Source organism: Burkholderiales bacterium (assembly GCA_023511995.1).
Classification (GTDB): Bacteria; Pseudomonadota; Gammaproteobacteria; order Burkholderiales; family Thiobacteraceae; genus Thiobacter.
Map to the genome: position 1 here is coordinate 1 of JAIMAL010000009.1, position 25,299 is coordinate 25,299.

Annotated in this window: 25 protein-coding genes, 1 other RNA gene and 1 riboswitch; of the genes, 4 read left to right on the top strand and 22 right to left on the bottom strand. The window is 65.4% G+C overall.

Annotated elements, in window-relative coordinates:
* Positions 1-30 precede the first annotated feature (30 nt).
* From K6T56_06135 to K6T56_06205, 15 genes are all read right to left on the bottom strand, one after another.
* Positions 31-882: a type II secretion system F family protein gene (locus tag K6T56_06135; protein MCL6555922.1), complete on the bottom strand. Its 852-nt coding sequence runs from the start codon at positions 880-882 to the stop codon at positions 31-33.
* 6 nt (positions 883-888) lie between these two features.
* Complete coding sequence (locus K6T56_06140) at positions 889-1,800, bottom strand: type II secretion system F family protein (GenBank protein MCL6555923.1); 912 nt, start codon at positions 1,798-1,800, stop codon at positions 889-891.
* A complete protein-coding gene (gene tadA, locus K6T56_06145) occupies positions 1,739-3,391 on the bottom strand; it encodes a Flp pilus assembly complex ATPase component TadA (GenBank protein ID MCL6555924.1) in 1,653 nt (550 codons plus the stop codon). Before tadA ends, K6T56_06140 begins: the two co-directional genes overlap by 62 nt.
* Positions 3,392-3,412: 21 nt before the next feature.
* Positions 3,413-4,897, bottom strand: coding sequence for a pilus assembly protein N-terminal domain-containing protein (locus tag K6T56_06150; protein MCL6555925.1), 1,485 nt, complete (start codon positions 4,895-4,897; stop codon positions 3,413-3,415).
* A 33-nt stretch (positions 4,898-4,930) separates the two neighbouring features.
* Positions 4,931-5,773 carry a Flp pilus assembly protein CpaB gene (gene cpaB, locus K6T56_06155; GenBank protein MCL6555926.1) on the bottom strand — a complete coding sequence of 281 codons (843 nt, stop codon included), beginning with the start codon at positions 5,771-5,773 and terminating at the stop codon, positions 4,931-4,933.
* A gap of 9 nt (positions 5,774-5,782) precedes the next feature.
* The gene (locus K6T56_06160) at positions 5,783-5,929 is read right to left on the bottom strand and encodes a hypothetical protein (GenBank protein ID MCL6555927.1); all 147 of its coding nucleotides are present in this window, start codon (positions 5,927-5,929) and stop codon (positions 5,783-5,785) included.
* A gap of 29 nt (positions 5,930-5,958) precedes the next feature.
* Positions 5,959-6,627 (bottom strand): hypothetical protein, encoded by a 669-nt coding sequence (locus tag K6T56_06165; GenBank protein ID MCL6555928.1) that lies wholly within the window; start codon positions 6,625-6,627, stop codon positions 5,959-5,961.
* Positions 6,624-7,385: a hypothetical protein gene (locus K6T56_06170; protein ID MCL6555929.1), complete on the bottom strand. Its 762-nt coding sequence runs from the start codon at positions 7,383-7,385 to the stop codon at positions 6,624-6,626. The genes K6T56_06165 and K6T56_06170 overlap by 4 nt, the downstream gene beginning before the upstream one ends.
* Positions 7,378-8,202, bottom strand: coding sequence for a hypothetical protein (locus K6T56_06175; protein ID MCL6555930.1), 825 nt, complete (start codon positions 8,200-8,202; stop codon positions 7,378-7,380). The genes K6T56_06170 and K6T56_06175 overlap by 8 nt, the downstream gene beginning before the upstream one ends.
* 62 nt (positions 8,203-8,264) lie before the next feature.
* On the bottom strand, positions 8,265-9,611 hold the full coding sequence (locus K6T56_06180; GenBank protein ID MCL6555931.1) for a hypothetical protein: 1,347 nt from the start codon (positions 9,609-9,611) through the stop codon (positions 8,265-8,267).
* A gap of 24 nt (positions 9,612-9,635) precedes the next feature.
* Complete coding sequence (locus K6T56_06185; protein MCL6555932.1) at positions 9,636-9,899, bottom strand: hypothetical protein; 264 nt, start codon at positions 9,897-9,899, stop codon at positions 9,636-9,638.
* Positions 9,900-10,079: 180 nt separating this feature from the next.
* On the bottom strand, positions 10,080-10,670 hold the full coding sequence (locus K6T56_06190) for a 5-formyltetrahydrofolate cyclo-ligase (protein ID MCL6555933.1): 591 nt from the start codon (positions 10,668-10,670) through the stop codon (positions 10,080-10,082).
* Between the two features lie 79 nt (positions 10,671-10,749).
* A non-coding RNA gene (gene ssrS / locus K6T56_06195) (6S RNA) lies at positions 10,750-10,926 on the bottom strand.
* Between the two features lie 24 nt (positions 10,927-10,950).
* Entirely contained in the window at positions 10,951-11,265 is a 315-nt protein-coding gene (locus K6T56_06200; protein MCL6555934.1) for a cell division protein ZapA, read from the bottom strand.
* Between the two features lie 2 nt (positions 11,266-11,267).
* The gene (locus K6T56_06205; GenBank protein ID MCL6555935.1) at positions 11,268-11,462 is read right to left on the bottom strand and encodes a hypothetical protein; all 195 of its coding nucleotides are present in this window, start codon (positions 11,460-11,462) and stop codon (positions 11,268-11,270) included.
* A 103-nt stretch (positions 11,463-11,565) separates the two neighbouring features.
* Positions 11,566-11,783: riboswitch (cobalamin riboswitch) on the top strand.
* A gap of 121 nt (positions 11,784-11,904) precedes the next feature.
* On the opposite strand from K6T56_06205, the gene K6T56_06210 reads away from it, so the two are divergent.
* Positions 11,905-13,740: a TonB-dependent receptor gene (locus K6T56_06210; GenBank protein ID MCL6555936.1), complete on the top strand. Its 1,836-nt coding sequence runs from the start codon at positions 11,905-11,907 to the stop codon at positions 13,738-13,740.
* 58 nt (positions 13,741-13,798) lie between these two features.
* Here K6T56_06210 and K6T56_06215 read toward each other — a convergent pair whose 3' ends face one another.
* Entirely contained in the window at positions 13,799-15,253 is a 1,455-nt protein-coding gene (locus K6T56_06215) for a DegQ family serine endoprotease (GenBank protein MCL6555937.1), read from the bottom strand.
* Between the two features lie 122 nt (positions 15,254-15,375).
* On the opposite strand from K6T56_06215, the gene mpl reads away from it, so the two are divergent.
* A complete protein-coding gene (mpl, locus tag K6T56_06220) occupies positions 15,376-16,737 on the top strand; it encodes a UDP-N-acetylmuramate:L-alanyl-gamma-D-glutamyl-meso-diaminopimelate ligase (GenBank protein ID MCL6555938.1) in 1,362 nt (453 codons plus the stop codon).
* Between the two features lie 9 nt (positions 16,738-16,746).
* Here the strand turns inward: mpl and K6T56_06225 are convergent, their stop codons facing one another.
* From K6T56_06225 to K6T56_06245, 5 genes are all read right to left on the bottom strand, one after another.
* Entirely contained in the window at positions 16,747-17,412 is a 666-nt protein-coding gene (locus K6T56_06225) for a HAMP domain-containing histidine kinase (GenBank protein ID MCL6555939.1), read from the bottom strand.
* The gene (locus tag K6T56_06230; protein ID MCL6555940.1) at positions 17,409-19,031 is read right to left on the bottom strand and encodes a tetratricopeptide repeat protein; all 1,623 of its coding nucleotides are present in this window, start codon (positions 19,029-19,031) and stop codon (positions 17,409-17,411) included. The genes K6T56_06225 and K6T56_06230 overlap by 4 nt, the downstream gene beginning before the upstream one ends.
* Positions 19,032-19,058: 27 nt before the next feature.
* Positions 19,059-19,922, bottom strand: coding sequence for an alpha/beta fold hydrolase (locus K6T56_06235; GenBank protein ID MCL6555941.1), 864 nt, complete (start codon positions 19,920-19,922; stop codon positions 19,059-19,061).
* The gene (locus K6T56_06240; protein ID MCL6555942.1) at positions 19,922-20,674 is read right to left on the bottom strand and encodes a hypothetical protein; all 753 of its coding nucleotides are present in this window, start codon (positions 20,672-20,674) and stop codon (positions 19,922-19,924) included. The genes K6T56_06235 and K6T56_06240 overlap by 1 nt, the downstream gene beginning before the upstream one ends.
* Before the next feature lie 75 nt (positions 20,675-20,749).
* The gene (locus K6T56_06245; GenBank protein ID MCL6555943.1) at positions 20,750-21,283 is read right to left on the bottom strand and encodes a gamma carbonic anhydrase family protein; all 534 of its coding nucleotides are present in this window, start codon (positions 21,281-21,283) and stop codon (positions 20,750-20,752) included.
* 66 nt (positions 21,284-21,349) lie between these two features.
* Between K6T56_06245 and K6T56_06250 the strand changes: the two genes are divergently transcribed.
* Positions 21,350-23,389, top strand: a complete 2,040-nt coding sequence (locus K6T56_06250; protein MCL6555944.1) for a M3 family metallopeptidase — start codon at positions 21,350-21,352, stop codon at positions 23,387-23,389.
* Entirely contained in the window at positions 23,386-23,829 is a 444-nt protein-coding gene (locus tag K6T56_06255; protein MCL6555945.1) for a GNAT family N-acetyltransferase, read from the top strand. Before K6T56_06250 ends, K6T56_06255 begins: the two co-directional genes overlap by 4 nt.
* A gap of 3 nt (positions 23,830-23,832) precedes the next feature.
* Here the strand turns inward: K6T56_06255 and K6T56_06260 are convergent, their stop codons facing one another.
* Positions 23,833-25,263 (bottom strand): sodium:solute symporter family protein, encoded by a 1,431-nt coding sequence (locus K6T56_06260; protein ID MCL6555946.1) that lies wholly within the window; start codon positions 25,261-25,263, stop codon positions 23,833-23,835.
* Positions 25,264-25,299 lie beyond the last annotated feature (36 nt).

Here is a 25,299-nt window from a genome sequence, read left to right on the forward strand (position 1 = left end):
GCCTGAACTGGAAAACACCTCATCAGGTATTTATGCAATCATACAGCCGCGTTGCACTTCGAGATTGAATCCACCCAGCTTCACCGGCGCTTCCATGGCAAGCTTCTCCGCCCGCGCAAAACGCTCCGTGCGCCGCTGGTCGGCCTGGGCGCGCAGCATGGGCCCAAGGTGCATGCCCGTGGTTTCGGCCTGGATGAGGGTGGCCACGAAGCTTGCCACCGCCGGCATGTCCATGCGGGTGGCCATCTCCCGCAGGGCATCGGCCCGGGGTTTACCGGCGCGCACATCCCGCAGAAAGCGGGCGAATTCGTCCCTCAGGGCACCGGGAGGACCTTTTTCCACCGCCTGGCTAATGGCTCCGGTAAGGTTGAGTCCCGATTCCACGCACAGGGTGATGAGGTCCAGCATGAAGGGCAGGGCTTTGAGCGCCTGGCGGCGACGAAGCTCGATGCGGTCGCCCAGCCAGATCACGGGATAGACCGCGCCCAGGACAAACCCGCCGAGGAAGGCGGGCCATACAGGCAGTTGGAAGTTGCCGGCAAACCACAGGCCCCAAAGCCCAGCCACCCCACCCCAGACCAGGCACCCGGCCAGGTATTGCGCCGGGGTGAGGGCAAAATCCACGCCCGCCAGCCGCAGGCGCGCCTGGATCGCGCCGCGACGGCCGGGCGACAGGAAGGCATCGAGGTAATGGGAAACCCAGTGCACCGGCCACCACAGTAGCCGGTAGAGCATGGGCGGCGGATCGCGCCAGGTGCGGTCTTCCTCGGGCACCCCCGCCGCCAGCCGGGAGAAGAGCCAGACGATCAGGGCAAAGGACACGCCGGCGGCCAGGGCGATGCCACTGACGACCCATTGGGTGATCATGGTTGTCTCGCCCATGACGCCTCACACGTCGATGGTGACGATGCGGCGAATGAGCCAAACGCCGAAGAATTCCAGGAGCACCACCGCGGCGAGCACCGCCAACCCGGTCTGGGTGCTCCACAACATCGACATAGCCTCCGGCTCCATGCGGCTTAGCACCCAGAGGAGAAAAACCGGTAGCAGGCCCACCACCCAGGCCTGCAGCTTGCCCTGGGCGGTCAGCGCACGAATCTTGAGCTCCATCGCATGCTGGGCGCGCAGCGTGGCGGCGGTGCGCTCCAGGGTCTCCGCCAGTCCGCCGCCGGTCTCACTCGCGATGCGCATGGCGGAGACCATGAGCTTGACGGAGGCCGTGGGCACGCGGTGGGCGAGGTTGTTTAGTGCGTCATCGAGGCTGACACCCAGGCGCTGTTCGTGCTGCATGAGGCGGAACTCCTGGGCAAGGGGCGGCGGCAGTTCGGTGCTCACCTGGCGCACCGCGGAGGACAGGGAAAGGCCCGCCTTGGTCGCCCCGGCGATCATGAGCAGGGCATCGGGTAACTGCTCCTCGATGCACTGCAGGCGCCGGCGCCGCAGCCAGTGGAACACCAGCCGGGGGGCGAAGGCGAGCAGCACGGCCACGGTGAAGGACAGCGCCAGGCTTTGGGTGATGAGCCAGGTGGCCACCACCGCAAGCAGCATGATCGCCAGGTTGATGAGATAAAGCCGCGTGGGGTCCACGAAAAGGAACAGCTCCCGCAGGTTGAACTGGGCATCGCGGGTGAAGTGGCTGCGGTAGGTGGCAAGCAGTCTGCTGCCCAGATCGACGAGCGCCCAGGTGAGCAGGCCGACCGCCGCGGCGATGGCGAGGGAGAGGGCGAGCAGGGTCACCTCAGCGCTCCCGGATGAAGGGCGAGAGGTCGAGCACCACACCGGCCTCGCGCAGGGTTTCATAGAAGGTGGGCACCGCATCGCAGCCGGTGAAGCGGCCGATGATGCGGCCTTCGGCATCCCGCCCCTGGGGCTCGAAGCGGAAGAGTTCCTGCAACTGGATCTTGCCAGACTCGATGCCGGTGACTTCGACGATGGCGGTGATGAGGCGGCGCCCGTCGGCCAGTCTCGCCTGTTGGATGATGAGGTCCACCGCGGAGGCGATCTGGTCCCGGATGGCGGTGAGGGGCAGGTCCATGCCCGCCATCAGCACCATGGTTTCCAGGCGGGAGAGCGCATCGCGGGGGCTGTTGGCATGCAGGGTGGTGAGGGAGCCGTCATGGCCGGTGTTCATGGCCTGCAGCATGTCCAGCGCCTCGCCACCGCGGCACTCGCCGACGACGATGCGATCCGGCCGCATACGCAAGGCGTTTCTCACCAGATCGCGGATGGTGACAGCACCGCGCCCCTCCGCGTTGGCGGGGCGGGCCTCCAGACTGATGAGGTGGGAATGGGCAAGCCGCAGCTCGGCGGCATCCTCGATGGTGATGACCCGCTCGCCATCGGGAATGAAATTGGACAACACGTTGAGCAGCGTCGTCTTCCCGGAACCGGTGCCACCAGAGATGACGATGTTTTTGCGGTGCACCACGGCGACGCGCAGAAACTCCGCCATGCTGGGGCTCAAGGCGCCGAATTCGATCAAATCGTCCACCGTCAGGGTGCGGCGGGCAAACTTGCGGATGGTGAGGGTGGGCCCCTTGATGGCCAGGGGCGGGATGATGGCGTTGACGCGGGAGCCGTCCTTGAGCCGCGCGTCCACCATGGGCGAGGCCTCGTCGATGCGCCGTCCGAGGGGGGCAACGATGCGTTCGATGACGCCGAGCACGGCACGGTCACTGGTGAAGATGCCGGGATGGCGCTGCAGCCGGCCGTCCCGTTCCACATAGATTTCGTCATGGCGGTTGACCATGATTTCCGTGATGGTCTCGTCGGCAAGCAGCGCCTCCAGGGGCCCCAGCCCCACCGCTTCGTTGAGCACGTCGCGCACGAGCTGCTCCCGGTCGATGTCGTCCGGCAGCGCGGTTTCCTGGGCGATGAGCTCGCGGATAAGCGCCTCCGTCTCCGCGCGCAGTTGTGCATCGTCCATGCGGGCGAGGTCGCGGCGGCGCAGGTCGATGGCTTCGAGGAGACGCTCATGGATGTGGCGCCGCCAGAACAGGGGGGCAGTGGTGAGGACCGGCAGCGGTGCTGGTTCGTGGTGCACTGCGTTGTCCGTTCTGGCGCGGGGGATGGCGGGCTGGGCGGAGGCGGCATCGACGGCGAGGTGATCGTGCACCATCAGCCGGTAGGGGCCGATCACGATCTCATCGGTGGGGGCGAGGGGGCCGTGCTGTTCGATCCGGTTACCATTGACCAGGGTACCGGCGAATTGCCCCAGGTCCTGGATAAACATGCCCTGCTTGGTGCGGAACAGGCGCGCATGCTCCCGGCCCACACGCCAGCCAGAGAGGCGCACCTTGCACTCCCGCCCTTTGCCGATGAGGGCGCTGGTGTCCTTGATGGTCTCGATGCGTTCTTTTTTGTCCGGTTCAATGATGCGCACCTGGAACATGGGAGATGTCTCCTAGGGGAATCAATCCGGCCAGCTTTCCTTCGGCCAGGGGCTGGTGGGGCGCACCTCGTTGGCGACGGACGCGTCTGGGCCCACGGCACGCGGGGTTTCATTCAGGCGTGATATGGCCTTTTCCATGGCTTCAATCTGGGCGGGTGCACTGCCCTCCACCACCACCGGGGTGACGAAGACGACCAGCTCGGTTTCGTTGTTCTGGAAGCGCTTGGAGCGGAACAGGGCGCCCAGCACCGGGATGTCGCCGAGGAAGGGAACCTTGTCGATGGAGGTGCTGACGTCCCGCCGCAGCAGCCCGGCGAGCACGATGGTGCCGCCATTCTGCACGTTGAACTCCGTTTCCATGCGGCGGGTGCGCAGCGCCGGACCGGCGGGGGTGCTGACGCCGGTATCGATGTCGCTCACCTCGCTCATGATCTTCGCCCGGATGACGCCGTTGTGGTCCACTCGCGGCTCGATGTCGAGGCGGATGCCGTAGGGCTTGAAGGCCACCGTGGTGCCATTGATGTTGCTGATGGGATAGGGATACTCCCCGCCGGCGAGGAAGGTGGCGCGGGAGCCGCTGCGCGCGGAAAGCGTGGGCTGGGCGAGGATGGTTGCCGTGCCCTTCTCCTCCATCAATCTCAACTGGGCGTTGAGACCCAGATTGAGCAGGGAAAGGACGGTCAGCCCCGGCGCCGGCGGCAGACCGGTGAGGCCGCTGTCGGGGTTGACGGTGATGGGAGCGGCGCTGCCCGTAGGCAACTGGGCGGAATAGGGGGCCCGGTTGCCGCGGCCGATGGGGGACCAGATGCCGCCAATGACGCCCCCGCCCACGGCGTTCCATTTGAGGCCCATTTCCTTGAGGGTGGTGGTGGGGAACTCCACCACCTTGACGTCCATCACGATCATCTTTTCCCAGCCGATGCGGTTGGTGAAGTTGATGAGCTGGGGATAACGCTTGGCGAGCTCATCGATCTTGGCGAGGTCCCGGTCCGAGAGGTTGTCCCCTTCGACGATCACCTTGTCACCGATAACGGAGGACCTGGCGTTGGGAATGGAGGCCAGGAAGGTCGAGACCTCCCGCGACACCCGGGCCGTGTCGGCGGGCAGCACGGTGACCTTGATGCGGCGGTTGCGCCCGTTGCGCGTCCAGATGTGCAGGCTTGTCGTGCCCACTTCGTTGGCGATGAGGAGAATCTCCTTATCGTCGAGCACCGCCGCCGAGAGTACCTTGCCATTGCCCACGGCCAGCCGCCCGGCATTGCGCTCGGGGACGACACGGGTCTCGCCGGCAAACATTTCGATCTCGCCGGCAAAGGCGGCGCTGCGCGCCGACGCGGCGCCACCGTTGGCGCCGGCCGCGGCAGCGCGCTCATTGCCCGCCTTGGCGGGCGCAGACTCGGTTGCCGCCTCCTGCGCCCACGCCGGCAGGGCAAGGGGGGCAAGGAGCAGCAAAACGACAGACCAGGGACGTCGCTTGGGCAAAACCTTCTCCTCTTTTTCTGTCATGGTGTGCAGCGGTTGACTGTGGCGCCTTCGCGACTAGCGCAGCCCTGCCGGCATCAGGTCACTTGGTGTCGGCATCCGATGTCCATCGGTGATGGGCCCGCCGCCATAGATCACCGGCACGGAACTGCCCGTGGCGGAAAAGCCGGTGGCCAGACCAAGGAGAGCGAGCGCATCCGAACGGTCCCCGGAAACGCGCCGCGTGTCGGTGGGCGCGCGCAACAGGGCGGTGATCCGTCCCACCTCCCGCGCGGCGATCAGGCGTTTGGCATCCTCCGGCGTGGTGTCGAGGGTGAGGGTGGTATAGAGGCGGCGGCCGGAGGGGGTATCTTTGTCCGGTGTGGACTGGGTGCCGGTGGCGAGCACCGTCACGCCCTGCAGCAGGGTGAAGGTGTAGTTCCTGCCCTCCCGGCTGAGGGAGACCACGACGTCGATGAGATCGCCCGGCTCCACCATGCCGGATATCGAGCTCACCTCGTCCACCGGAATGGTGACCGCCCGCCGGCCCTCCGCAAGGCGCGCGGAGAAGGTGGGCGTGCGCTGCCCCTCCAGTTGCGCCCAGAGGATGGGTTCGCCGGCATAGGCGGGATAGGCGAGGAAAGCGCCCTCCGCGCGGCCGAACTGTTCGGGGGTGATGGCCCCGGAATGGGCCCACTCCTTGGGCACGGGGCGTACGGCCACGTTGGCCGGGGACAGCGCCGTGCCCTTTTCCAGATCGGTCTTGGCGACGACCACGCGGATCATGCTTTTGTTTTTTTCCCGCGCCTCGATCGCGGCGATCTGACTGCTCAGGTAGCTGCGGGCGGCAAACGCGGCGATCCCGCCCACAGCCAGCGCGACGAAAAGAATGATCCAGTTCTTGTTGATGCGGGTGGCCATGACTGCGCCCTACAAGGGAATGGAGAGAAACCCACTCAGTCGGTCAAACGCGGTTTTGACGGAGCGGAGAAAGAGCGTGATGACGGATTCCCCGCCGCCGAAGCTGATGCCGATCATCATCATGACGACGAGGAGGGCGACGAGGTATTCGTTCATGGATTGGCCCCTTTGGCTGCGGCGCGGAATCAGCGGTCCCATGGCAGGTCGATCAGGGTGAGAATGACGTAGGTATTTCCCGCATCCCTGTGGATGATGAGCTGGGCTTCGCCCTGGTTTCCGCGATAGAGCTGCACCAGGGCGTGCGGCTCCTGACGCAGGGGCGGGCCGTCGGGGTGAAGGCCGCGGGCGATGAACCAGGGCATCATGGCCTGCACATTTGCGGCCACCGCCAGGTCGTTGACGACCACCACCTGGCGCGCCCGTCTGCCGCCATCGAGGGATTCCATATCCGAGACGACCATGGAGCGGCCTGGCCAGACGATGCCCAGCGGAGAAGTGCGGAAGCTTGCGGCACCCGCAGGGGCGGCAATGGAAACCAGCGCCTCGGTGAGCTGGGGATTGAGGGCGCGAACGCTCACGGTGACGAAATACCCATCACGCTCCTGGGCGAGGATGAGCCGGTCGGGCAGCCGTTCGAAGGCATGGCGCGGGCCCAGCGCTGCGCGGTAGTGGTCGAGGAGAAGCGCTGCCGGCTGCGCCGCGAGCACACGGAAAAGCTGCATGGGTACACCATTGAGACGAACCTGCTCGCCGATTGCTTCGATGCGCGCACCCGGTGGCGCGGGCAGCGTCGGCCAGGCGTGGGCGGCAAAAGCCAGTAGGGCAAGCAGAAGTCCACAGGTCACGCGGGTCATTTCAGTCTGTCCGCAGGTACGTAATCCGGTGCGACCCGGCCAATATCCGGTGGCGGCGCCCCGAATTGGGCAAGGGAGTAGGCGGTCGTCACAATCGGGTTCCCCGCGATCACCTCGAGATAACGGTACGGGTAGGGCTCCACCCAGCCGCTGCTCCGGATGCGGGCCGTCACCGAGCCAGGCCCCGCCGCCGTCCAGGGATCCGCCAGCAGGGTGGTGGCGCGGACGATTTGCAGGTTCAGCTCGTCGAAGGGTTTGAGATCGGTCACATTGGCCACCTTGACGGTGACGGTGCCCCGATAGAGATTGTCCTGGGGCAGTCCCAATAAGGGTGCGTAGATTGCGCCCGGCGGCTGGGCGAAATGTTCACGGCTTGTCACCACCCCCACGTTGTCTGCAAACTTGGGCAGCAGGGGGTCGCCCCGGTGGTCAAACCACAGGGGGTTGCGGTGGGCGTCGAAGTCGCCCGCCACGTCGTTGGTCTTGACCGGCGCATCGGAGGTGCTGAAGAAGCGGCGGCGCACTTCGTCGGCAAGCTGAGCATCACTCTTCCAGCCCTGCGTTGCCGAGGAATGTCTCACCACCCCCTCGAAGGCCACGTAGCGGCTCGCCACCGCCGTGGTCTGGGCAAGGTCCATGTATTTCCCCAAAAGCGGCACGATGAGCAGAAGGGGCACCAGCATGAGAGCAAGAACGACGAACTCGGTCGTCGACTGACCCTCCTGTGTCTTTGGCAAGGTCCGCAGAGAGTCAGTCATCGTCCACTCTGGCGGGAGGCGAAGTGCGCGGCCCACGCCCGGCCGGTTTTTTGGCGTGTGGCATCTCGACCGTGACCGGCTGGTTCATGGCCGGCCGGTTCATGACCTCCCGGGGTGGAAGCAGCACCGACAGGGGAATCTTCGCCTTGAAGTCGATGTGGGTGGCAATCTCCTCGATTGTGGGGATTCCTGGGCCCCAGTATCTCGCCCGGAGAATAATAGGCTCCTTAAGCCAGTCAACGCCCTGTTGACGCAGGCTGTCTTCCTCGGCGACACAGTGTTCCGCACGTTCGGCCGCGTGAACGGTGCACTTGACATTGAGGACGCTGCTCTCCCCCACGCGTTTGAAGAGGGACAACAGGGACGACCATGACATCCCCCGCATCCGGGCCATGGCATCGAAGGCACGCGCTGCCGCGAGACTCGCCTCAGCGGAAGTCCTCGCCGGCCCGAACCAGACACCGTCTTCATTACGGCCATAACCTGTTATTCCCTTGCGGTTGATCGCAGAGATATCCACTCTCTCCCGTGGCTTGGGGTCAATTCCAACGATTCCGCATGGTGATTTGCCGTAGGGGATCTTCGCGATGTACTCCTCAGGGGATATGGCACGGGTCTGCGGACCCCAGAACCTCCTGTACCTCGCCTTCCAAAGGTCGCCCCCAACAAGAGCGAAATACCGATCTTTCTCATACCTGGATGACTGGCTGAGAAGCTCTGGGCTGCAGTCCTCAGGCCAATTTTTGGGGAATGTCAACGTAGTTACCAGCCGGATATGGATACCCTGGACGTAAGCTTCGGGCTCCGTCGATGCCACGCCCCGGCCCCAAGGCAAACAGGCGAGCAGACCCAGGGTGAGCAGGCGAAGGGACATACCGGTCATGGCAGCAGGACCCCCTGGCGAAGTTGCGCCAGCGCCCGTTCCCCGGCTGTGAGGGGCGCAAGCCTGGCCTGCCAGTAAGGGTTGAAGAGGCTGCCCAGCTCCTCACGCTGGAACAGGGGGTTTTTGCCGTCGGGCCTGGCAAAAAACACTTCCACCTTCGCTACCGCCGCGCTTTCACCGCCCGCGTGGGCACCCTGGTAGAGCTCCAGACTGCCTTGGGGCTTGATGGTGCTCGCACCGCCGGAGAACCGCTGCGCAGTGCGGGCTTTGGTAACGCGAATGGCCAGCACCGTTCGGGGGTCCTCAGCCTTGAGGGCCGTCTCGGACAGCTCGTAAAAAGGAGGGATGGCGCCACTCCACATACTCTCCGGCGGGAATCCCGGTGCCGAGTTACCCTGGGCCCGTGCGCTGGCATCCGGGTTGGTACCGGTGGAACCGGCGTAGTCATAGGCCGAATCGTCGAGCCCACCCAGGGAGGCGGCGGTGCCCCACCCCACGGGATCCTCGGAGTGCTTGCATTTGAGTTTGCGGAAGCTGTAGAGATGGGCCGACAGGGTGTCCATGGACTTCCAGCCATCTACCATGTCGATGAATTCCGTACTGCCCCGTTTTTTCAACTTCACGCCAACGCAGAGGACAACCACCCCCACATCCCAGTTGCGGCTTTGCAAGAAGGCATCCCGCGCCTCGTGGACGAGTTGCCCCATACGCCGACGTTCTTCCCGGGTGGAATAGCGCCGAGTAAAACCAGCGAAATCATCCGCCAAGGGCAGGATGTCCACCTTGGCGTCGGGATCGTTTCGTTTCGCCACTTCGTCCATCAGTGTTTTGCGGGTAGCAAGCGCAATGCTGTTGCCTGGTCCATGGGTACTCAGCCACGCTTTGCCGAGCCCGCCCAGGGCCATCTGGTGTCGCATGACAGAGGTCGCCAGGCCCGGCGCTAAAAGGGTCTCGAGTTCCTTCGCGACCTCCGCCAGCGCGGCAGCGATTGCAGGACCACCGGGCAGCATGGCGACGTACTTTGCGATGTTCTCGGACGCTTTCGCTCCATACCTTAGCCAACCGGCGAGCCCCACGGCATGGCCAATGGCGATTTCGTTGGCGATGATGGCCCGGTTGATGTAGGCGTCGTAGTTGAGCAGACGCGCCTCGAAGACACCAGCGCTGTAGGCCACGGCATCCGCGGTGTTGGTGAGGCGGATTTTCTCCTGCACCAGTTGGCCGCTGTTGAACATGAAAAACAGGATCGCGGCCACCGCGGTGAGGAACACCAGCCCCAGGGGCAGCGCCTGGCCCTCTTGCGCGCCGGATCGGCAGCCGCCCGCGACCCATCGCAAACCCATGCCTATCCCGCGGGGTGGACGTGCTTACTTGCTCTTCTGGTTGACGTAGTTCTCCAACGTGTTTTTCGTGTCAGCCGTGGTTGCGGCCTGATCGGCAGCGTTCTTCGCATTTCCCCTCGCCGAGGAGCCATCCTCCCCCGCGAGTTCCTTGGCGATGGCCGCCGTCTGGTTGCGCACCGTCTGCCCGAAATACTGATAGACCGCGATGGCGGCAATGGCCACCATTGCCACGATAATGATGTATTCGGTCATGCCTTGCCCACGTTGGCGGGCGATGATTGCTTTCATGGCTTCTCCCCCCGTTAAACAGAGATAGCGGTTTCACGAGTATGCGGGTGGCATGTTATGCGAATGCGGATGTCGTAGTCAAGGGGACAGGAGCATATTCGACTCGCATAGCGCCGATTGCGCCGTACCCAGGTCCGGGGTTGGGGCCATGAGCCCGCAGCCCTGACGGCGGGCGCGGATCTACGCCGGCTGGCGGGGGAAGCGGTGAAAAGCCCGGTCGGTGAGCACCGCGTCGAGGGGGATGTCCCAGGGCTCGCGTGGCAGTCGGGGCACGCGCTGGAATTCGTAAGCCACGCCGATGAGCCGCGGCTTGCGCCACACGCGGCGGTGGCGCAGATAACCCAGGGTGGCATCGTAGAAGCCCCCGCCCATCCCCAGCCGGTTTCCTTCCCCATCGAAGGCAACCAGCGGCAGAAAGAGGATGTCAAGCGCCCGGGCGCGCACCCGCCTGGGTGAGGCGTGTTCGTGGATGCCGAAGCGGTTGCGGTACCAGGTGGGGCGCGCCGTCAGGCGGGAAAACCACAGGGGCTGCGCTGCGCGTGGCGGCACCACCGGCAGATAGCACTCGCGGTTGAGCCACAGCGCCGCGTTGAGGAGGGGGAGGAGGTCGATTTCCTCCGCGGTGGGCAGGTAAAAGCCGATTCGCCGTGCCATGAGGAGCCGGTGATGTATCGCCAGCCGCAACAGCCGCCGCGCCGCAGCACGCGCCTCCTTGAGGCTCACCGCGCGCCGGCGTTCGCGGATGGCACGACGCAGCTCGGCTTTGCTCATGGAAAGTTTGCCGGCGGGCGGCTTCGCCGCCCCGTAGCAACGACAGGGGTGGAATCCCCACCGGGGGGAAGCGGAAAAGGGGCCCCCCGCGAATGCCGTCCGACCGTTCTCCTGAACCCAGGGTTCAGGGGGTCGCAGCCGGGGCGCCGCAGGTACGTCCGCAGGGGACGCGCACAAAAGCGTCCGAAAGGCCGCAACCAAGCACAAGTGCGTTGGTTCAAGGAAGTTTTGGCCGTAACGGACACCGCAGGGGATGAACGGGACGCGGGACCCATGCGGGTCACTTCCGGAACAGATCGTCCTGCTCGGCCATGGCCTCGTCGATCTGTTTCTCGAGGGAATGGATTCTACGCTTGATGTCGCCCACGTCAAAGCCCCCCATCCGGGTGCTGAGGAGCTCGTGGGCAATGTTGAGGGCGGCCATGATGGCGATGCGTTCCACACCGATCACCTTGCCGGCGTCGCGAATCTCGCGCATCTTGCGGTCCAGATAGTCCACCGCCTGCAGGAGTTTTTCCTCCTCCCCCGGCGCGCAAGCGACGCGAAACTCGCGCCCCATGATGGTGACGTCGATGCCCTTGGTGTTGGCGGCCATGGTCAGCTTTCGGGAATCCGCTGAAGCAGGTTTTGCAGGCGCGCCCGGGCGCCATCAAGCTTTTCGTGCAGGGCCTTGTTGACGTTCTGCTCGGCGGCGAGCTGCTGGCGGAGCGCGTGGTTTTCGTCCCGCAGTCTGGTGCAAAAGCGCACCAGGGCCGAGACCTTTTCCTCCAGACTTCTGAGCTCCGCATCCATGGCGACACTCTGGCTTGTTGTTCCTTTAAAGTCAAATTGTAACAGCTTCTTTCGCAAGTGTTTTGGCAGCAACAGCGCCAGCGGCAGACGGGGCCTCCCGGGTATAATGGCGGACGTTTCAGGTGCCCCGCGGCCGCCAGGCCGGGGGGTGAAACTGGGAAGTCAGGTCGAAAGCCTGCGCTGCGCCCGCAACGGTAGGCGAGTTGCGGCATGCCAGGACGGCCACCCCGGCCGTCCAGCCACTGGGAAACCGGGAAGGCGGCATGCCCGCGCGATGCGCCCTCGCAAGCCCGGAGACCGGCCTGAAACGAAGCCGCGGATACTGCGGGGGTGCGGTATGGCGGGGTAAGCCTTTTTGCCTTTGTCCTTCCCGCTCCCGGCTATCCGCATCCACAACGTCTGCGGCATGCGGGACGCATGCCGTCCGACCCAGGGAGCAGCCATGAAAAAAACCCTCCTCTGTGGCGCCATTGCCTGCGCCTTCACTCCGGCTTTCGCCGAGGATGTCAGCACCTTCGATCTGGGCACCATCGTCGTCACCCCCGCCCGCGCACCGCAGCCCCTGGCGGAGGCGGTGAGCAGCACGACGGTGATCACGCGGGAGGAAATCATCCGCGCCGGGCAGCAAAGCCTCGTTGAGCTCCTGCAAGCCCAAGGCGGCGTGGAAATCGCCACCAACGGCGGACCGGGGCAGGTAGCATCGGTCTTCATCCGCGGGGCGGAGAGCCACCACACCCTGGTGCTGGTGGACGGGGTGCGCATGGAGAACGTCACCAGCGGCACCACCGCCCTGGAACACATTCCCCTCGCCCAAATCGAACGCATCGAAATTCTGCGCGGTCCGGGTGCCAGTCTCTATGGGGCGGATGCAATCGGCGGCGTCGTGCAGATCTTCACCCGTCGCGAAAAGGGCGCCGGCTTCGATGCCGCCCTGGGTGCGGGTTCCGACCAGGCCGCCCGCGCCGGCCTCGGCGCCTGGCAGCGTTGGGGCGCCACCCAGGTGAATTTCCGCGTCGGCCACACCACCGTCGATGCCCCCTCCGCCAGCAACGCCAGGGCAGGGACGTTCATTTACAACCCCGACCGCGATCCCTACCGCAATACGTCCCTGAGTCTCTCCCTCGACCACGACTGGGACGGCGGCAACCGCGCCGGCGTGTCGTTTTTTGCGGCGCAGGGGAATGTGCACTTCGATGCAGGCGCCGGCAGCGACCCGGTAAAAAAGGAACGTCTGCAAACCGTCGCCGCCTACACCCACAATCGGCTGGGCAGCGGATGGGAAAGCCTGGTGCGCATCGCCCAAGCGGTGGATGACTACCGGTTCGTCAACGTGCCTTACGCTGCGGTGAAGTCCATCCAGGACCAGTTCACCTGGCAGAACGACTGGCGCCTTGCCACCGGCCAGACCTTGACCGCGGGGCTGGAGTACACTGCAAGCCGCATCGAGACCTCTACCGCCTACGACCGCACCCGCCGCCACGTGGCTTCCGCCTTCGCCATCTACCGTCTGCAAAAGGGGCCGCAGGATTTGCAGCTTTCGCTGCGCCACGATGACAACAGCCAGTTTGGCGGCCATACCACCGGCGGTATCGGCTATGGCCTGCGCCTGTCCCCCGACTGGCGCGCGAGCGCCAACCTGGCCACCGCCTTTCGCGCCCCAAGCTTCATGGATCTCTATTTCCCTGGCTTTGCCAACCCGGATCTCAAGCCGGAGCGCTCCCTCGGCGGCGAGGTGAGCCTCCACTACGGCCAGGCTGGCCCCTCCGTGAGGTTTACCGCCTTTGCCAACCGGCTGCGGGATCTCATCGCCTTCGATTGGGGAGCGAGCAAGCCCACCTGCCCCTGGGGCTGCCCGGTCAATGTCGGCCGCGCCAATACCCAGGGCGTGGAAGTGGCCGCACGGCTGCCCCTCTCCGGGAACCTGAGGCTCACCGCGCAAGGCACAGTGCAGAAGACCGAGGATGCCGACACCGGCCGAAGACTGCCGCGGCGCGCAGAATACTTCGGCAGCCTGGGGCTTCTCTGGCAGCAGGCCGCCTGGGAGCTTTCCGGCGAGCTCGTGGGCAGTGGCGACCGCTTCGACTCCCGCAATGAAGCTCCCTCAAGCCGGTTGCCTGCCTATGGGGTGATGAACTTGCAGGCGGCCTATCGCCTTGAGCGCGATCTCACCCTTGCGCTGCGCTGGAACAACGTCTTCGATCGCCAATACGAGCTCGCCAAGGGTTATCCCGCCCCGGGCGCCTCGGCCTTCGTGGAGCTGCGCTACACCCCCCGCTGAAGTCGGCGCCAAAAACGCAAAAGCCCGCCAGACGGCGGGCTTTCTCGCGGGTCTGCCCTCACTCCGCCAGCCGCACGGGCAAAAAGAGCGTCATGCGGCCGCGCTGGATGAGCAGGGCGATGACGCGGGCATCCTGGTTCTGTTTCACCAGTCGGGCAAAATGGGCCACGTCGCGCACCTTCTCGCTGTTGACGGCGAGGATCACATCCCCCGGCTGCACGCCGGCGCGCTCCGCCGGACCCGAGACACTTTGCACCAGCACGCCGTGGCTCACCCTGAGGCGTGCCTTCTGCTGCGGTGTGAGGTCGCTGACGGCAACGCCAAGGCGCCCCTCCTCTTCGCCCTCGCCGCCGCTATCCGCCACGGTCGCGTTGTCATCCCACTCGCCCAGGGTCACGGTGAGTTCACGGCTTTTGCGCTCGCGCCAGACCTCGACCTTCACTTTCGCGCCGGGTTTCACCGATCCCACCAGGCGCGGCAGGGTGCTGGAGTCTGTCACCTCGCGGCCATCGAATTTGAGGATGACATCCCCCGGCTGGATGCCGGCCTTCTCCGCAGCGCTGCCCGGCTCCACCTGGCTCACCACCGCACCTCTGGCCTCCTTGAGGCCGAAGGATGCGGCGAGATCGGGCGTCACTTCCTGGATCACCACCCCGAGCTTGCCCCGGGAGACCTTGCCCGAGGTTTTGAGCTGGTTGGCCACTTCCATGGCCACGTCGATGGGAATGGCGAAGGACAAGCCCATGTAGCCGCCGGTGCGGCTGTAGATCTGGGCGTTGATGCCCACCACCTCGCCGCGCATGTTGAAGAGGGGCCCGCCGGAATTGCCCGGGTTGACGGCGACATCGGTCTGGATGAAGGGCACGTAACCGTCCCCCGGGAGATTGCGCCCTTTGGCGCTGACGATGCCCGCGGTCACGGAGTTCTCAAAGCCGTAGGGCGAACCGATGGCCACCACCCATTCCCCCACCTTGAGTTTGTTGGGATCACCGATGGGGACGGTGGGCAGATTCTTCGCCTCGATCTTGAGGAGCGCAACGTCGGTGCGCCGGTCCTTGCCGACGATCTTCGCCTTGAAGGTGCGCTTGTCCGTGAGTTTCACCACCACTTCCGTGGCGTTGTCCACCACATGGGCATTGGTGAGGATGTAGCCGTCCGGGCTGATGATGAAGCCGGAACCCAGGGAATGGGTCTCGAATTCCTGCGGTCCCTGGGGGACGGGCGGCATGAAGCGCCGGAAGAATTCGTAGAAGGGATCGTCGGGATCCAGCCCCGGAAAGCCAAAAGCCCGGCCACGGATTTTCTGCGTGGTGCTGATGTTGACCACCGCCGGCCCCTCCTTTTCCACCAGGGCGGAAAAATCAGGCAAGGCCACGACGGTGGCGGAGGCCGCCTGCGGCGCCGCCGGCTCACTGCGGGGCGCGGCGGGCGGGGAGGAGGCAGGCTGGGAACAGGCGGCCAGGGGATAGAGCAGGGTGATCAGAACGGCTGCTTTGCGCACAAGGTCGAACATGGGACACTCCTGATGGATTATGATTGCTTGTTCACATTGCCGGCGTGGTGACAGACAGCCGGCTTGGGCAAAAGTTTACGCCTGCACCTTCGGTTTCCGCTTCATTCCGCCCTTAACCCATCATGCACATCCATATCCTCGGCATCTGCGGCACCTTCATGGGGGGCATCGCGGCGCTCGCCCATGCCGCCGGCCACCGCGTCACGGGCTGTGACAGCAACGTCTATCCGCCCATGAGCACCCAGCTCGCGGCGCTGGGCATCCGCCTCATCGAGGGCTACGACCCGGACCAGGTCCGGCTTGCACCCGACATCTACGTGATCGGCAATGTCGTCTCCCGCGGCAACCCTCTGCTCGAGGAAATCTTAAACCGCGGCCTGCCCTACACCTCGGGCCCCCAGTGGCTGCGGGAAAACATTCTGGCCGACAAATGGGTGCTCGCCGTCTCCGGTACCCATGGCAAGACCACCACCACTTCCATGCTTGCTTGGCTTTTGGAGCAGGGTGGCCTCGCACCCGGTTTTCTCGTCGGGGGTGTGCCGGAAAATTTCGGGGTGTCCGCCCGGCTCACGGATTCACCTTTTTTCGTCGTCGAGGCGGATGAGTATGACACCGCCTTCTTCGACAAGCGCTCCAAGTTCGTCCATTACCGGCCGCGCACGCTGATCATCAACAATGTGGAGTTCGACCACGCGGACATCTTCCCCGACCTTGCCGCCATCGAGACCCAGTTTCACCACTGTGTGCGCACGGTGCCGGCAAACGGGCTCATCGTGGCCAACGGCCGGGAGGAGAGTGTGGCCCGCATCCTCGCCCGGGGCTGCTGGACACCGGTGGAACGCTTCGGCGCAGCAGACGGCTGGCAGGCGGGCCCCGTGGATGGGGCGGGGGGCTTCGAGGTGTCCTTTGCCGGCATCCCCCAGGGGCGCGTGCAATGGAGTCTTCTCGGCGAACACAACCGCCTCAATGCCCTGGCGGCCATCGCCGCCGCCCGCCATGCCGGCGTGCCCGCCGCCACCGCCATCGCCGCGCTTTCCAGCTTCCGCAACGTGAAGCGCCGCCTTGAGGTGCGGGGCAGCGTGGCCGGCATCACCGTCTATGACGACTTTGCCCACCATCCCACGGCCATTTCCACCACGCTTGCCGGCCTGCGCCAGAAGGTGGACTCGGCGCGCATCCTCGCCGTGCTCGAGCCCCGCTCCAACACCATGAAAATGGGCGTGATGAAAGACCGTCTGCCCCCCAGTCTCGCCGCGGCCGACCATGTCTTCTGCTATGGGGCCAATCTGGGCTGGGATGCCCACGCGGTGTTTGCCGTCATGGGCGAGCGGGCGGAAGTGCACGATGATCTCGACACCCTGATCGAGGCCATCGTCCGCTTTGCGCGGCCCGGCGACCACATCCTCATCATGAGCAACGGCAGCTTCGGCGGCATCCACGACAAGCTCCTCGCACGCCTGAGCCAACAAAGCCCTGCCCCTTGAACCGCGTTCCTACGGCAGCATCAGTGCGAAGACCGCTCCCCCATCGTCGCCATTGCGCAGGCGAACCCTGCCCCGGCGGCCGCCGTGTTCGTGGGCATAGGCGACGGCCTGGGCGAGGTAGAGGCCGAGGCCGCTGCCGTGGCGCGATTTCTGCGGCTCGATGGGCTTGTCCGCGAGGAGTTCGGCAGGGTAGCCGGCGCCGTCGTCCGCCACCGTGAAGACGAGCCAGCCCGCCTCCTGCGCCGCGGTCAGACGCACCGTCTCCCGCGCATAGAGGAGCGCGTTGTGGCCAGCATTGAGCAGCGCCGCCCGCACGAGCTCACGGTCGAAGAACCAGAAGGCCGGCAGATCCACGGCCATTTGGGTGTCGATTTGCAGCGGCCTTCCCGCCAGCGTCCTGAGTTCGGCGGCGATGTCCTCCACCACATCCGCCGGGCAGTGGGCCTCCTTGGCAAACGCCTGACGTCCGCCATCCAGTTTGTAGAGGGTGAGCAGAGCGGCCATGCGGTCGTGGATGCGGCCACAAAGGAAGCGCGCCGCCGAAAGGGGCGACCTTTGCTGGGGTGCTGCCGTCGCCTCGAGGCCGTCAAGGAGCAGGGTAAGCTCGCCGACGAGGTTTTTGAGCTCATGGATGCCGGTGGCGGAGAGGGTGGCGAAGTCGAGACGGTGACTCATCGGGCAACTCCATATTTGTGGGCCACGTCATCAGCGAGGCTTTCAATCACGCGCAGCTTGGCATGATGGGGCTCCCGTGCCCGGGCGAGGGCAAGGTAGTGGCGCACCTTCTCCATGCGCGCCTCGTCGAAGCCCCGCCGATCCATCAGCACCAGGGCGGCCTGGGCGGCGTTGAGCACGATCTGCAGATTGTTGGGCAACCTGTCCGCCGCCTCGCTGAGCAACTGCACCGCGCCTTCCAGGTCTCCCTTCTGGGCGCGGCGCACGCCTTCGTTGTTGAGCTGGATGATGGCCTGCACGCTGCCTTCCACCAGCGCCGCCCCTTCCGCCGCCCGCCCCGCCTCGGCATAAATCCGCTTGGCTTTTTCGATCAGGCTGCGGCTTTCGTGATTGCTTTTCACCGCGTGTTCCACGAGCTCCCGCGCCACCTCCTCCCGCCCCTGGCGCAAACAGGCTTCGGCAAGGGAAAGGGTGGCCTCTTCAGTAAGCCCGGCGAGCCCCCGCCGTTGAAGTTCCAGCGCCACTTCGAGGGCCTGCGTCGCACGGGTGGCATCGCCGGCCTGCCCGTGGATGAGGCTTTCCATCACGGCGGCGGTGAATTCCGTCTCCGGCGTGTCGTTGAAGTTTTTGCGCAGCTCGCGCACCGTGGCCAGCGCCTCGTCGATCCTGCCCTGCTTCAGTTGGACGCGGGATAGCCGGGCATAGTCGTCCGGCTGGCGGAAGAATGAAGTGCGGCCCCGTTCCACCACGGTGCGGAAGGCCTGCTCGGCGGCGGCCAGATCATCGTTGCGCAGCGCCAGTTCCCCCACCTGCCGTTGCCGCGTCAGGATGTAGGGCGAGGCGGCGGCCGCCCGGCTGAGCACCGCCTGCGCTTCCCGTGTCTTGCCATTCGCCTCCAACACGCTGGCAAGCTCGTCATGGGCGGCCATGTATTCTGGCGCCTCCTCCACCACCTGCAGCAGGAGGACCTCCGCTTCCTCGCTTCGCCCCTGGGCGTGCAGTATTCGGGCAAGCCCCATGCGCGCCCAGGGGATGGCCCGCATTTCCATCACCCGCTGGTAGATCTTTTCTGCCTCGCCGAACTCGCCCTGGCTGACGTAAAGCTCCGCCAGCAGACGCAGAAAATCGAGGGTGTACTTGCCACCCGCCGCCACCGCCTGGCTGCACACCCGGATGGCCTCCGCCAGGTCGCCCGTCTCGATGAGCGCATGGATGGGGGCAAAGGCGGCTTTCTTCTCGAACACCCGCACCAGCCGGGTGCGCAGCGTCTCGGCGGTGAAGGGTTTGACCAGATAATCGTCGGGTGCGAGCTCCACCGCCGACACCACGCGCTCGTAGGTGCGTTCCGCGGTGACCATGACGAACACCGTCTGCAGGCTGATGAGGCGGTTGTGGCGCAGTTGTTCCAACAACTGCTGGCCGTCGGCGCCCTCCCCCAGGAGATAATCGCAGACGATCACATCGTAGCTTCTGCTTTGCAGGCGACGCACGACATCGTTGGCGCTTGTGGCCATGTCCGCATGGATGACGCCGAAGGCGCTGAGGGTGGTGCGCAGGGCCGAGCGCATGCCGGCCTGGTCATCCACGATGAGGAAGCGCTTGCTGGAAAAATCGATCATTCCTCCGTTAACGGCAGCCAACCGCTTTTATTGAGCTGCCGGCCAGGTGGGCCGGGGATGGCCGGCAAGGAAGGGGGCGACGAAGCGCTCGCTCTCCGCCACGGTATGCCGGCCATCGGGGGCGGCGCCCAGATAGTCACCGTGATCGATGCGGCGCGCCGGGTTGGCGGCGGGCACCGGCGCGAGTCGGGACAGAATGGCCGCCTCCCGCTCCAGCGGGCCGGTGTAGCCCAGGGCGCGGCCCCAGCGTTCACCGAAGAGGAGGGTCTGGGTGAGGTCGCCCAGAGGGTAGGCCAGACGCAGCACCCAATCCTGCCGGGAAGCCAGTACCGCCACCTGCTCCGCGCGCAGGGTGGCTTCCCGATAGCCGAAGCGGCCGCTGCGTCCCAGACTGTCGTTGTCGATGGCCGGTGCCATCAGCACGATGCGATCGAGATCGAGACGGCCGGCACGGGCCAGACGCCGCGCCGCCTCCATCACCACCCGGCAACCCAGGCTGTGGCCGGCAAACGCAAGCCGTGTGTCGGCCTTAACGTGGGTGGTGAGCCACTTCCACAGGGCATCACCCGCATCGTCCGCATCGCGGCCCTCGAAGGGATAGGTCAGCGCCTTGGCCCAGCCGTCCCCGGGCCAGAGCACGGCCAGCATGGGTTCGGCCCAGCCTTCCGCGACGAGAAACTGCATGTAGCGGGAAAGGCTTGCGCGCCCCTCGCTGCGGTTCACGTTGTAGCCGTGCAGGAGTATCAGCAGGCGGCCACCCTGGCAGGCGGCGGTGAACTCGGCCACGCGCGCATCCCAATCCACTTCCCGACCATCGAGGAAACGATAGAGGTGGCCGGAAACCACGGCACCGCCCACTTCGCAGTCGCGCAGGTGCAGGCAGTAGAACATCAACCGCGTCCTTTGAGGGCCTGCACCGCCGCCTGCAGGGCGGTGGCCAGGTCCTTGGCCACCGGCGCCAGGGGCACCGCGGCAATCCCCACGAGGAAGCAGGCCACCGGCGCCGCCCCCAAGGACAATCCCACGCCAAAGGCAATGGCCAGAGCCACCAGCATGGCCAGCACCTTGGTTTGGGTGACGTATTGCCGCTCCGCAAGCGCGAGCGCAGCATCGATGCGCGCGTCGATGGCATTTTCCAGGCGCGCGAGGGCAGCACGTTCGTCCTCCGTGGGGGCGCCTGCCTGCGCCGGTGACTCACCATAGGCGGGGGGCCTCAGCCCCCGCAGCCGCGACAGGGCCGTTGCGGCCTGCCCGGCCACGGCCGGGTCGATGCCCAGGCGGCCGGCGATGGCGGCAATCTCCTCCGCTGGCAGAAGACCAAAGCCGATCCGCACCCCTTGGCGCAGGGTGCGGGGCAGGTCCCCCGCGCTGCGCCCGCTGCGGTACTGGGCCTTGAGCAGGTCCATGGCGTCCTGGCCGTAGGCGGCGGTGAGCGCGGGTAGCAGCGGGTCGAGGGCCACCCGGCTCACACCGATCCAGGTGCGTCCCCCGACGCCGGCGCGACGGGAAAAGAGCCGCTCGAAGCCAGCCAGGTCGACCCATGGCAAAAGCTTCAGCCCATCCACCACGCCATAGGCCGCCGCGCCCAACGCGCCCACCGCCAGGGCCGTGGTGCCCAGGTAGTCCGCAAGATTGTCGGCCATGTCACCGCCTCCATGCGCTTGTCATGGATACCATTACAGCACTTTTTGCGCGCGCAAGGCAGGGGGCCGCGCGCCTCAGGACCGGTAGCTTTCCGCCAGCGTCCGGTAGTGCCTTGCGGAATAGGCGAAGTAGGCGAGCTCGTCGGCGGTGAGGGGCCGCAGCGGCTTGGCCGGACGGCCGAGGTAGAGATAGCCGGATTCCAGCACCTTGCCTTCCGGCACCAGGCTGCCTGCGGCAAGCAGCACCCGCGGCTGCAGCACCGCCTTGTCCATGACGATGGATCCCATGCCAATGAGACATTCATCGCCAATGGTGCAGCCGTGAAGGATGACGCTGTGGCCCACCGTCACCCGTGCGCCGATGACAAGAGGCGCCCCTTCCGGGTCCCAGTCGCTCTTGTGGGAGACATGCAGCACGGCGAGGTCCTGGATGTTGGTGTCTTCGCCGATGAGGATGTAATTCACATCGCCGCGGATCACCGCCCCGGGCCAGACGGAAACGTGTTCACCCAGGGTCACTTCACCGATGATCTGGGCGCTGGGATGGATGTAGCAGCTTGCCGGAATGACCGGTGTGGCCCCGTGATGGGAGAGGATGTTCTGGGCCATGATGGGGAACCAATCGCAAACAAGGCTGCCAGTATAATGCTTTCTCATCCTTGGGAAACAACGACCATGAACCCGTTACTGGATTTCTCGGGACTGCCCCAGTTCCACAGAATCAAACCGGAACATGTGACGCCGGCGGTGGACACGCTCCTTGCCGAAAATCGGGCGCTCGTGGCGCGGTTGGTGGCCGATCCAGCCCCTCCCACCTGGGAGGGGTTCGTCGCGCCCCTGGAGGATGCCAATGAACGCCTGTCCCGCGCCTGGGGGCAGGTCTCCCATCTCAACGCGGTGGTAAACACGCCGGAATTGCGGGAGGTCTACAACGCCAACCTGCCCCGGATCACCGAATACCATGCGGAGCTGTCCCAGCACCCGGGGCTTTACCGCAAATTCAAGACGCTGCGGGAAAGCCCGGAATACGAGACCTTGAGCCACCCGCGACGGAAAGTCATCGACAACGAGCTGCGCGACTTCCGTCTCGGGGGAGCGGAGCTGCCGGAGGATAAGAAAGCCCGCTTCAAGGCGATCCAGGAGGAACTGGCAAGCCTTGCCGCCAAATTCGAGGAAAACCTCCTCGACACCACCAACGCCTTCGCCCGCTACGTGGAGGACGAAGGGGAGCTGGCTGGCCTGCCGTCCGACGTCCTACAGGCGGCACGGGAGGCAGCGGAACGGGATGGCCGCAGCGGCTTCAAGCTCACCCTGCATGCGCCTTCCTGGCTGCCGGTGATGCAGTATGCCGAAAACCGGGCCTTGCGGCAGGAGATGTACCGCGCCTATGTCACGCGCGCCTCTGAGTTCGGCCCGCCGGAGTGGGACAATACGCCCCTCATCACCCGCATCCTCAAACTGCGCAAGGAAGCGGCGGCGTTGCTCGGTTTCGCCAACTACGCGGAGCTATCCCTTGCCACCAAGATGGCCGACAGCCCCACCCAGGTGCTGGATTTCCTCAACGAGCTGGCGCGGCGTGCCCGTCCCTTCGCCCAGCGGGACCTGGCCGAACTCCTGGACTTCGCGCGAGCCCGTTACGGCGTGGACAAACTCGAGGCGTGGGACATCGCCTATTACTCGGAGAAGCTGCGGCAGGAGAAATACGGCTTTTCCGATGACGAGGTGAAGCAGTATTTCCCGGAACCTGCGGTGCTGGCGGGACTCTTCCGCCTGGTGGAAACCCTCTACGGCCTGAAGATTCATCAGACCCACGCCCCGGTGTGGCACCCGGATGTGCGCTTCTTCAACATCACCGATCACACCGGTCAGCTGATCGGCCAGTTCTATCTTGACCTTTACGCCCGCAACGGCAAGCGGGGCGGCGCCTGGATGGACGAAGCCATCACCCGCCGGCGCAAGGCGACCGGCATTCAGACACCGGTGGCCTATCTCACCTGCAATTTCTCCGCGCCGGTGGGGGGCAGGCCCGCCCTCTTCACCCATGACGAAGTGATCACTCTTTTCCACGAGTTCGGCCATGGCCTGCATCATCTGCTGACGCGGGTGGAGGAACTGGGTGTGTCGGGAATCAACGGGGTGGAGTGGGATGCCGTCGAGCTGCCCTCCCAATTCATGGAAAACTTTTGCTGGGAGTGGGAAGTGGTCGCTCCCATGACCCGCCATGTGGAGACCGGCGAGCCCCTGCCGCGGGCGCTTTTCGACAAAATGGTGGCGGCGAAGAATTTCCAGAGCGGCATGCAGATGGTGCGCCAGATCGAATTCGCCCTCTTCGACATGCACCTCCACTACGATTTTGATCCGGAGGGGGACAAGACGCCGCTCGATCTCCTCGACGACATCCGGCGGCAGGTGGCCGTGGTCTTTCCGCCCTCCTACAACCGCTTCCCCAACAGCTTCGCCCACATCTTCGCCGGTGGCTATGCGGCGGGCTATTACAGCTACAAATGGGCGGAGGTCCTCTCCGCCGACGCCTACAGCCTGTTCGAGGAAAACGGGGTGCTCAATGCCGAAGTGGGCCAGCGCTTCCTCAATGAAATCCTCGGCACAGGTGGCTCCCGCAGCGCGCTCGAATCCTTCATCGCCTTCCGCGGCCGCAAGCCCAGCATCGACGCCCTGCTGCGCCACTCCGGCATGATGGAACCGCAAGCCGCATGAGGCTCTTCGAAGTGCAGGTGGTCGACTGGCAGGAGGCGGCGCCGCAACTCGCCCGCGTGCGGCGGGCGGTATTCATCGAGGAGCAGGGCGTGCCGGAGGCATTGGAGTGGGATGGCGAGGACGCCGCGGCGGTGCACGTTTTGGCGCGCGCGTCGAATGGTGAACCCATCGGCACCGGGCGCCTCCTCATGCATGGCGGGCTCGCCCACATCGGACGCATGGCGGTGGTGAAGCCCTGGCGGGGCCGCGGTGTGGGCAGTGCGCTGCTTGCGCGCCTGCTCAGCGAAGCCCGGCGCCTGGGCTGCCGGGAAGCAAAGCTCTCCGCCCAGACCCACGCCCTGCCCTTCTACGCGCGTTTCGGCTTCCGGCCGGAGGGCGAAGTATTCCTCGACGCGGGCATCCCCCATCGCCGCATGCGTTGCCTGCTGTCGCAGCGCTGAAAACTAGCGGCTGCCGTGGCCCCCCCTGAGGGAACCCGCCACCATGCCCACGAGGCTTGCGAAAAAGCCCACGAACTGGGCGGGCAGAGGGGCGCCCGCCGGCAGCAGAAATTCGGCGGCGATCCAGGCGACAAAGCCCAGCAGCATGGACAGCACCGCACCCCGGTTGTTGGCGCGCTTCCAGTACACACCGGCCGCCAGGGGCACGAAAGCCACCGCCAGCGTCACCTTGTAGGCATTCTCCACCATGGTGTGGATGGGCGTTTCCGCTTCCACCGACCATACCGCATAGGCCATCACCAGCACGGCGAACACCACCACCACGGCCTGGGTGATGCGCAGCAGGGCGTGCTGGGTCAGGCGATGAGCGGGCATGAATTCCTTGATGACGTTTTCCGAAATGGTCACCGCCGGGGCGAGCAGCGTGCCGGAGGCAGTGGACATGATCACCGACAGGAGCGCCCCGTAGAAAATGATCTGCGCAGCAAGGGGCAGGTGGTTCTTGACGAAGGCGGGCAACAGTTTCTGCACATCGGTCGCAAGGAGGGCGCCGGTGGTGGCCGGATCCACCAGCGAGGCGGCGTAGGTGAGATAGAGGGGCACGGCGGCAAAGAGGAGGTAGAGCACGCCACCGATCACCGTGCCCCAGACCGCGACGAATTCGTTCTTCGACGAGTTGGCGCGCTGGAAAACGTCCTGCTGGGGCACGGAGCCCAGGCCCATGGTGAAGAGGCCGGCGGCGAAGCTGATCACCGCCCCCCACTCCAGGGGCGGCCAGAACTGAAACTTGCCCGCCGCCGCGGCATGTTGCACCACCGGCATCACCCCGCCCACCTGGGGCATGCTGCCCACGAGAAAAGCAATCCACAAAAGGCCGATGACGATCACCGTCATCTGCACGAAAGTGGTGAGGGCAACCGACCACATGCCGCCAAAGAGCGTGTACAGGGCCACCACGCCGCCACCGATGAGAATGCCCTGCGCCTGGGTGATGAGACCATCGGACAGCACGTTGAACACCAGCCCCAGCGCCACCACCTGCGCCGACACCCAGCCCAGGTAGGAAGCCGCGATGGCGAGCGCCATGACGATCTCCACCGGCCGGCTGTAACGCTTGCGGAAGAAATCGCCCAAGGTGACGAGTTTCATGCGGTAGAGGGGACGGGCGAAAAACAGGCCAAAGAGGATCAGCGCCAGGGTGGCGCCGAAGGGATCGGAAATCGTGGCGCCGAGGTTTTCCCTCATGAAAGTGGCGGGAATGCCCAGCACCGTCTCGGCGCCGAACCAGGTGGCGAACACCATGGCCACGACGATGATCATGGGCAGCGACTGCCCGGCGGTGATGTAGTCCTTCGCGGTGTGCACGCGGGTTGCTGCATAGACACCGATGCCGATGGAAATCACCAGGTAGAGAATGACGAAACCGAGGAGCATGGCTGGTCCTTTTCCTCAATCAACCCCGCAGCAGGC

Bases quoted from the DNA above. Each gene is read 5' to 3' on its own strand.
- K6T56_06150 (MCL6555925.1), bottom strand. From the start codon at position 4,897: ATGACAGAAAAAGAGGAGAAGGTTTTGCCCAAGCGACGTCCCTGGTCT.
- K6T56_06180 (MCL6555931.1), bottom strand. From the start codon at position 9,611: ATGGGTTTGCGATGGGTCGCGGGCGGCTGCCGATCCGGCGCGCAAGAG.
- K6T56_06165 (MCL6555928.1), bottom strand. From the start codon at position 6,627: ATGACCCGCGTGACCTGTGGACTTCTGCTTGCCCTACTGGCTTTTGCC.
- K6T56_06260 (MCL6555946.1), bottom strand. From the start codon at position 25,263: ATGCTCCTCGGTTTCGTCATTCTCTACCTGGTGATTTCCATCGGCATC.
- mpl (MCL6555938.1), top strand. From the start codon at position 15,376: ATGCACATCCATATCCTCGGCATCTGCGGCACCTTCATGGGGGGCATC.
- K6T56_06190 (MCL6555933.1), bottom strand. From the start codon at position 10,670: ATGAGCAAAGCCGAGCTGCGTCGTGCCATCCGCGAACGCCGGCGCGCG.
- K6T56_06160 (MCL6555927.1), bottom strand. From the start codon at position 5,929: ATGAACGAATACCTCGTCGCCCTCCTCGTCGTCATGATGATGATCGGC.
- K6T56_06250 (MCL6555944.1), top strand. From the start codon at position 21,350: ATGAACCCGTTACTGGATTTCTCGGGACTGCCCCAGTTCCACAGAATC.
- K6T56_06245 (MCL6555943.1), bottom strand. From the start codon at position 21,283: ATGGCCCAGAACATCCTCTCCCATCACGGGGCCACACCGGTCATTCCG.
- K6T56_06205 (MCL6555935.1), bottom strand. From the start codon at position 11,462: ATGGATGCGGAGCTCAGAAGTCTGGAGGAAAAGGTCTCGGCCCTGGTG.
- tadA (MCL6555924.1), bottom strand. From the start codon at position 3,391: ATGTTCCAGGTGCGCATCATTGAACCGGACAAAAAAGAACGCATCGAG.
- K6T56_06215 (MCL6555937.1), bottom strand. From the start codon at position 15,253: ATGTTCGACCTTGTGCGCAAAGCAGCCGTTCTGATCACCCTGCTCTAT.
- K6T56_06235 (MCL6555941.1), bottom strand. From the start codon at position 19,922: ATGTTCTACTGCCTGCACCTGCGCGACTGCGAAGTGGGCGGTGCCGTG.
- K6T56_06255 (MCL6555945.1), top strand. From the start codon at position 23,386: ATGAGGCTCTTCGAAGTGCAGGTGGTCGACTGGCAGGAGGCGGCGCCG.
- K6T56_06135 (MCL6555922.1), bottom strand. From the start codon at position 882: ATGGGCGAGACAACCATGATCACCCAATGGGTCGTCAGTGGCATCGCC.
- K6T56_06185 (MCL6555932.1), bottom strand. From the start codon at position 9,899: ATGAAAGCAATCATCGCCCGCCAACGTGGGCAAGGCATGACCGAATAC.
- K6T56_06200 (MCL6555934.1), bottom strand. From the start codon at position 11,265: ATGGCCGCCAACACCAAGGGCATCGACGTCACCATCATGGGGCGCGAG.
- K6T56_06210 (MCL6555936.1), top strand. From the start codon at position 11,905: ATGAAAAAAACCCTCCTCTGTGGCGCCATTGCCTGCGCCTTCACTCCG.
- K6T56_06230 (MCL6555940.1), bottom strand. From the start codon at position 19,031: ATGATCGATTTTTCCAGCAAGCGCTTCCTCATCGTGGATGACCAGGCC.
- K6T56_06240 (MCL6555942.1), bottom strand. From the start codon at position 20,674: ATGGCCGACAATCTTGCGGACTACCTGGGCACCACGGCCCTGGCGGTG.
- cpaB (MCL6555926.1), bottom strand. From the start codon at position 5,773: ATGGCCACCCGCATCAACAAGAACTGGATCATTCTTTTCGTCGCGCTG.
- K6T56_06170 (MCL6555929.1), bottom strand. From the start codon at position 7,385: ATGACTGACTCTCTGCGGACCTTGCCAAAGACACAGGAGGGTCAGTCG.
- K6T56_06225 (MCL6555939.1), bottom strand. From the start codon at position 17,412: ATGAGTCACCGTCTCGACTTCGCCACCCTCTCCGCCACCGGCATCCAT.
- K6T56_06140 (MCL6555923.1), bottom strand. From the start codon at position 1,800: ATGAAACCCTGCGCGAGGCCGGTGTGGTGCTCGACCTCTCGCCCTTCA.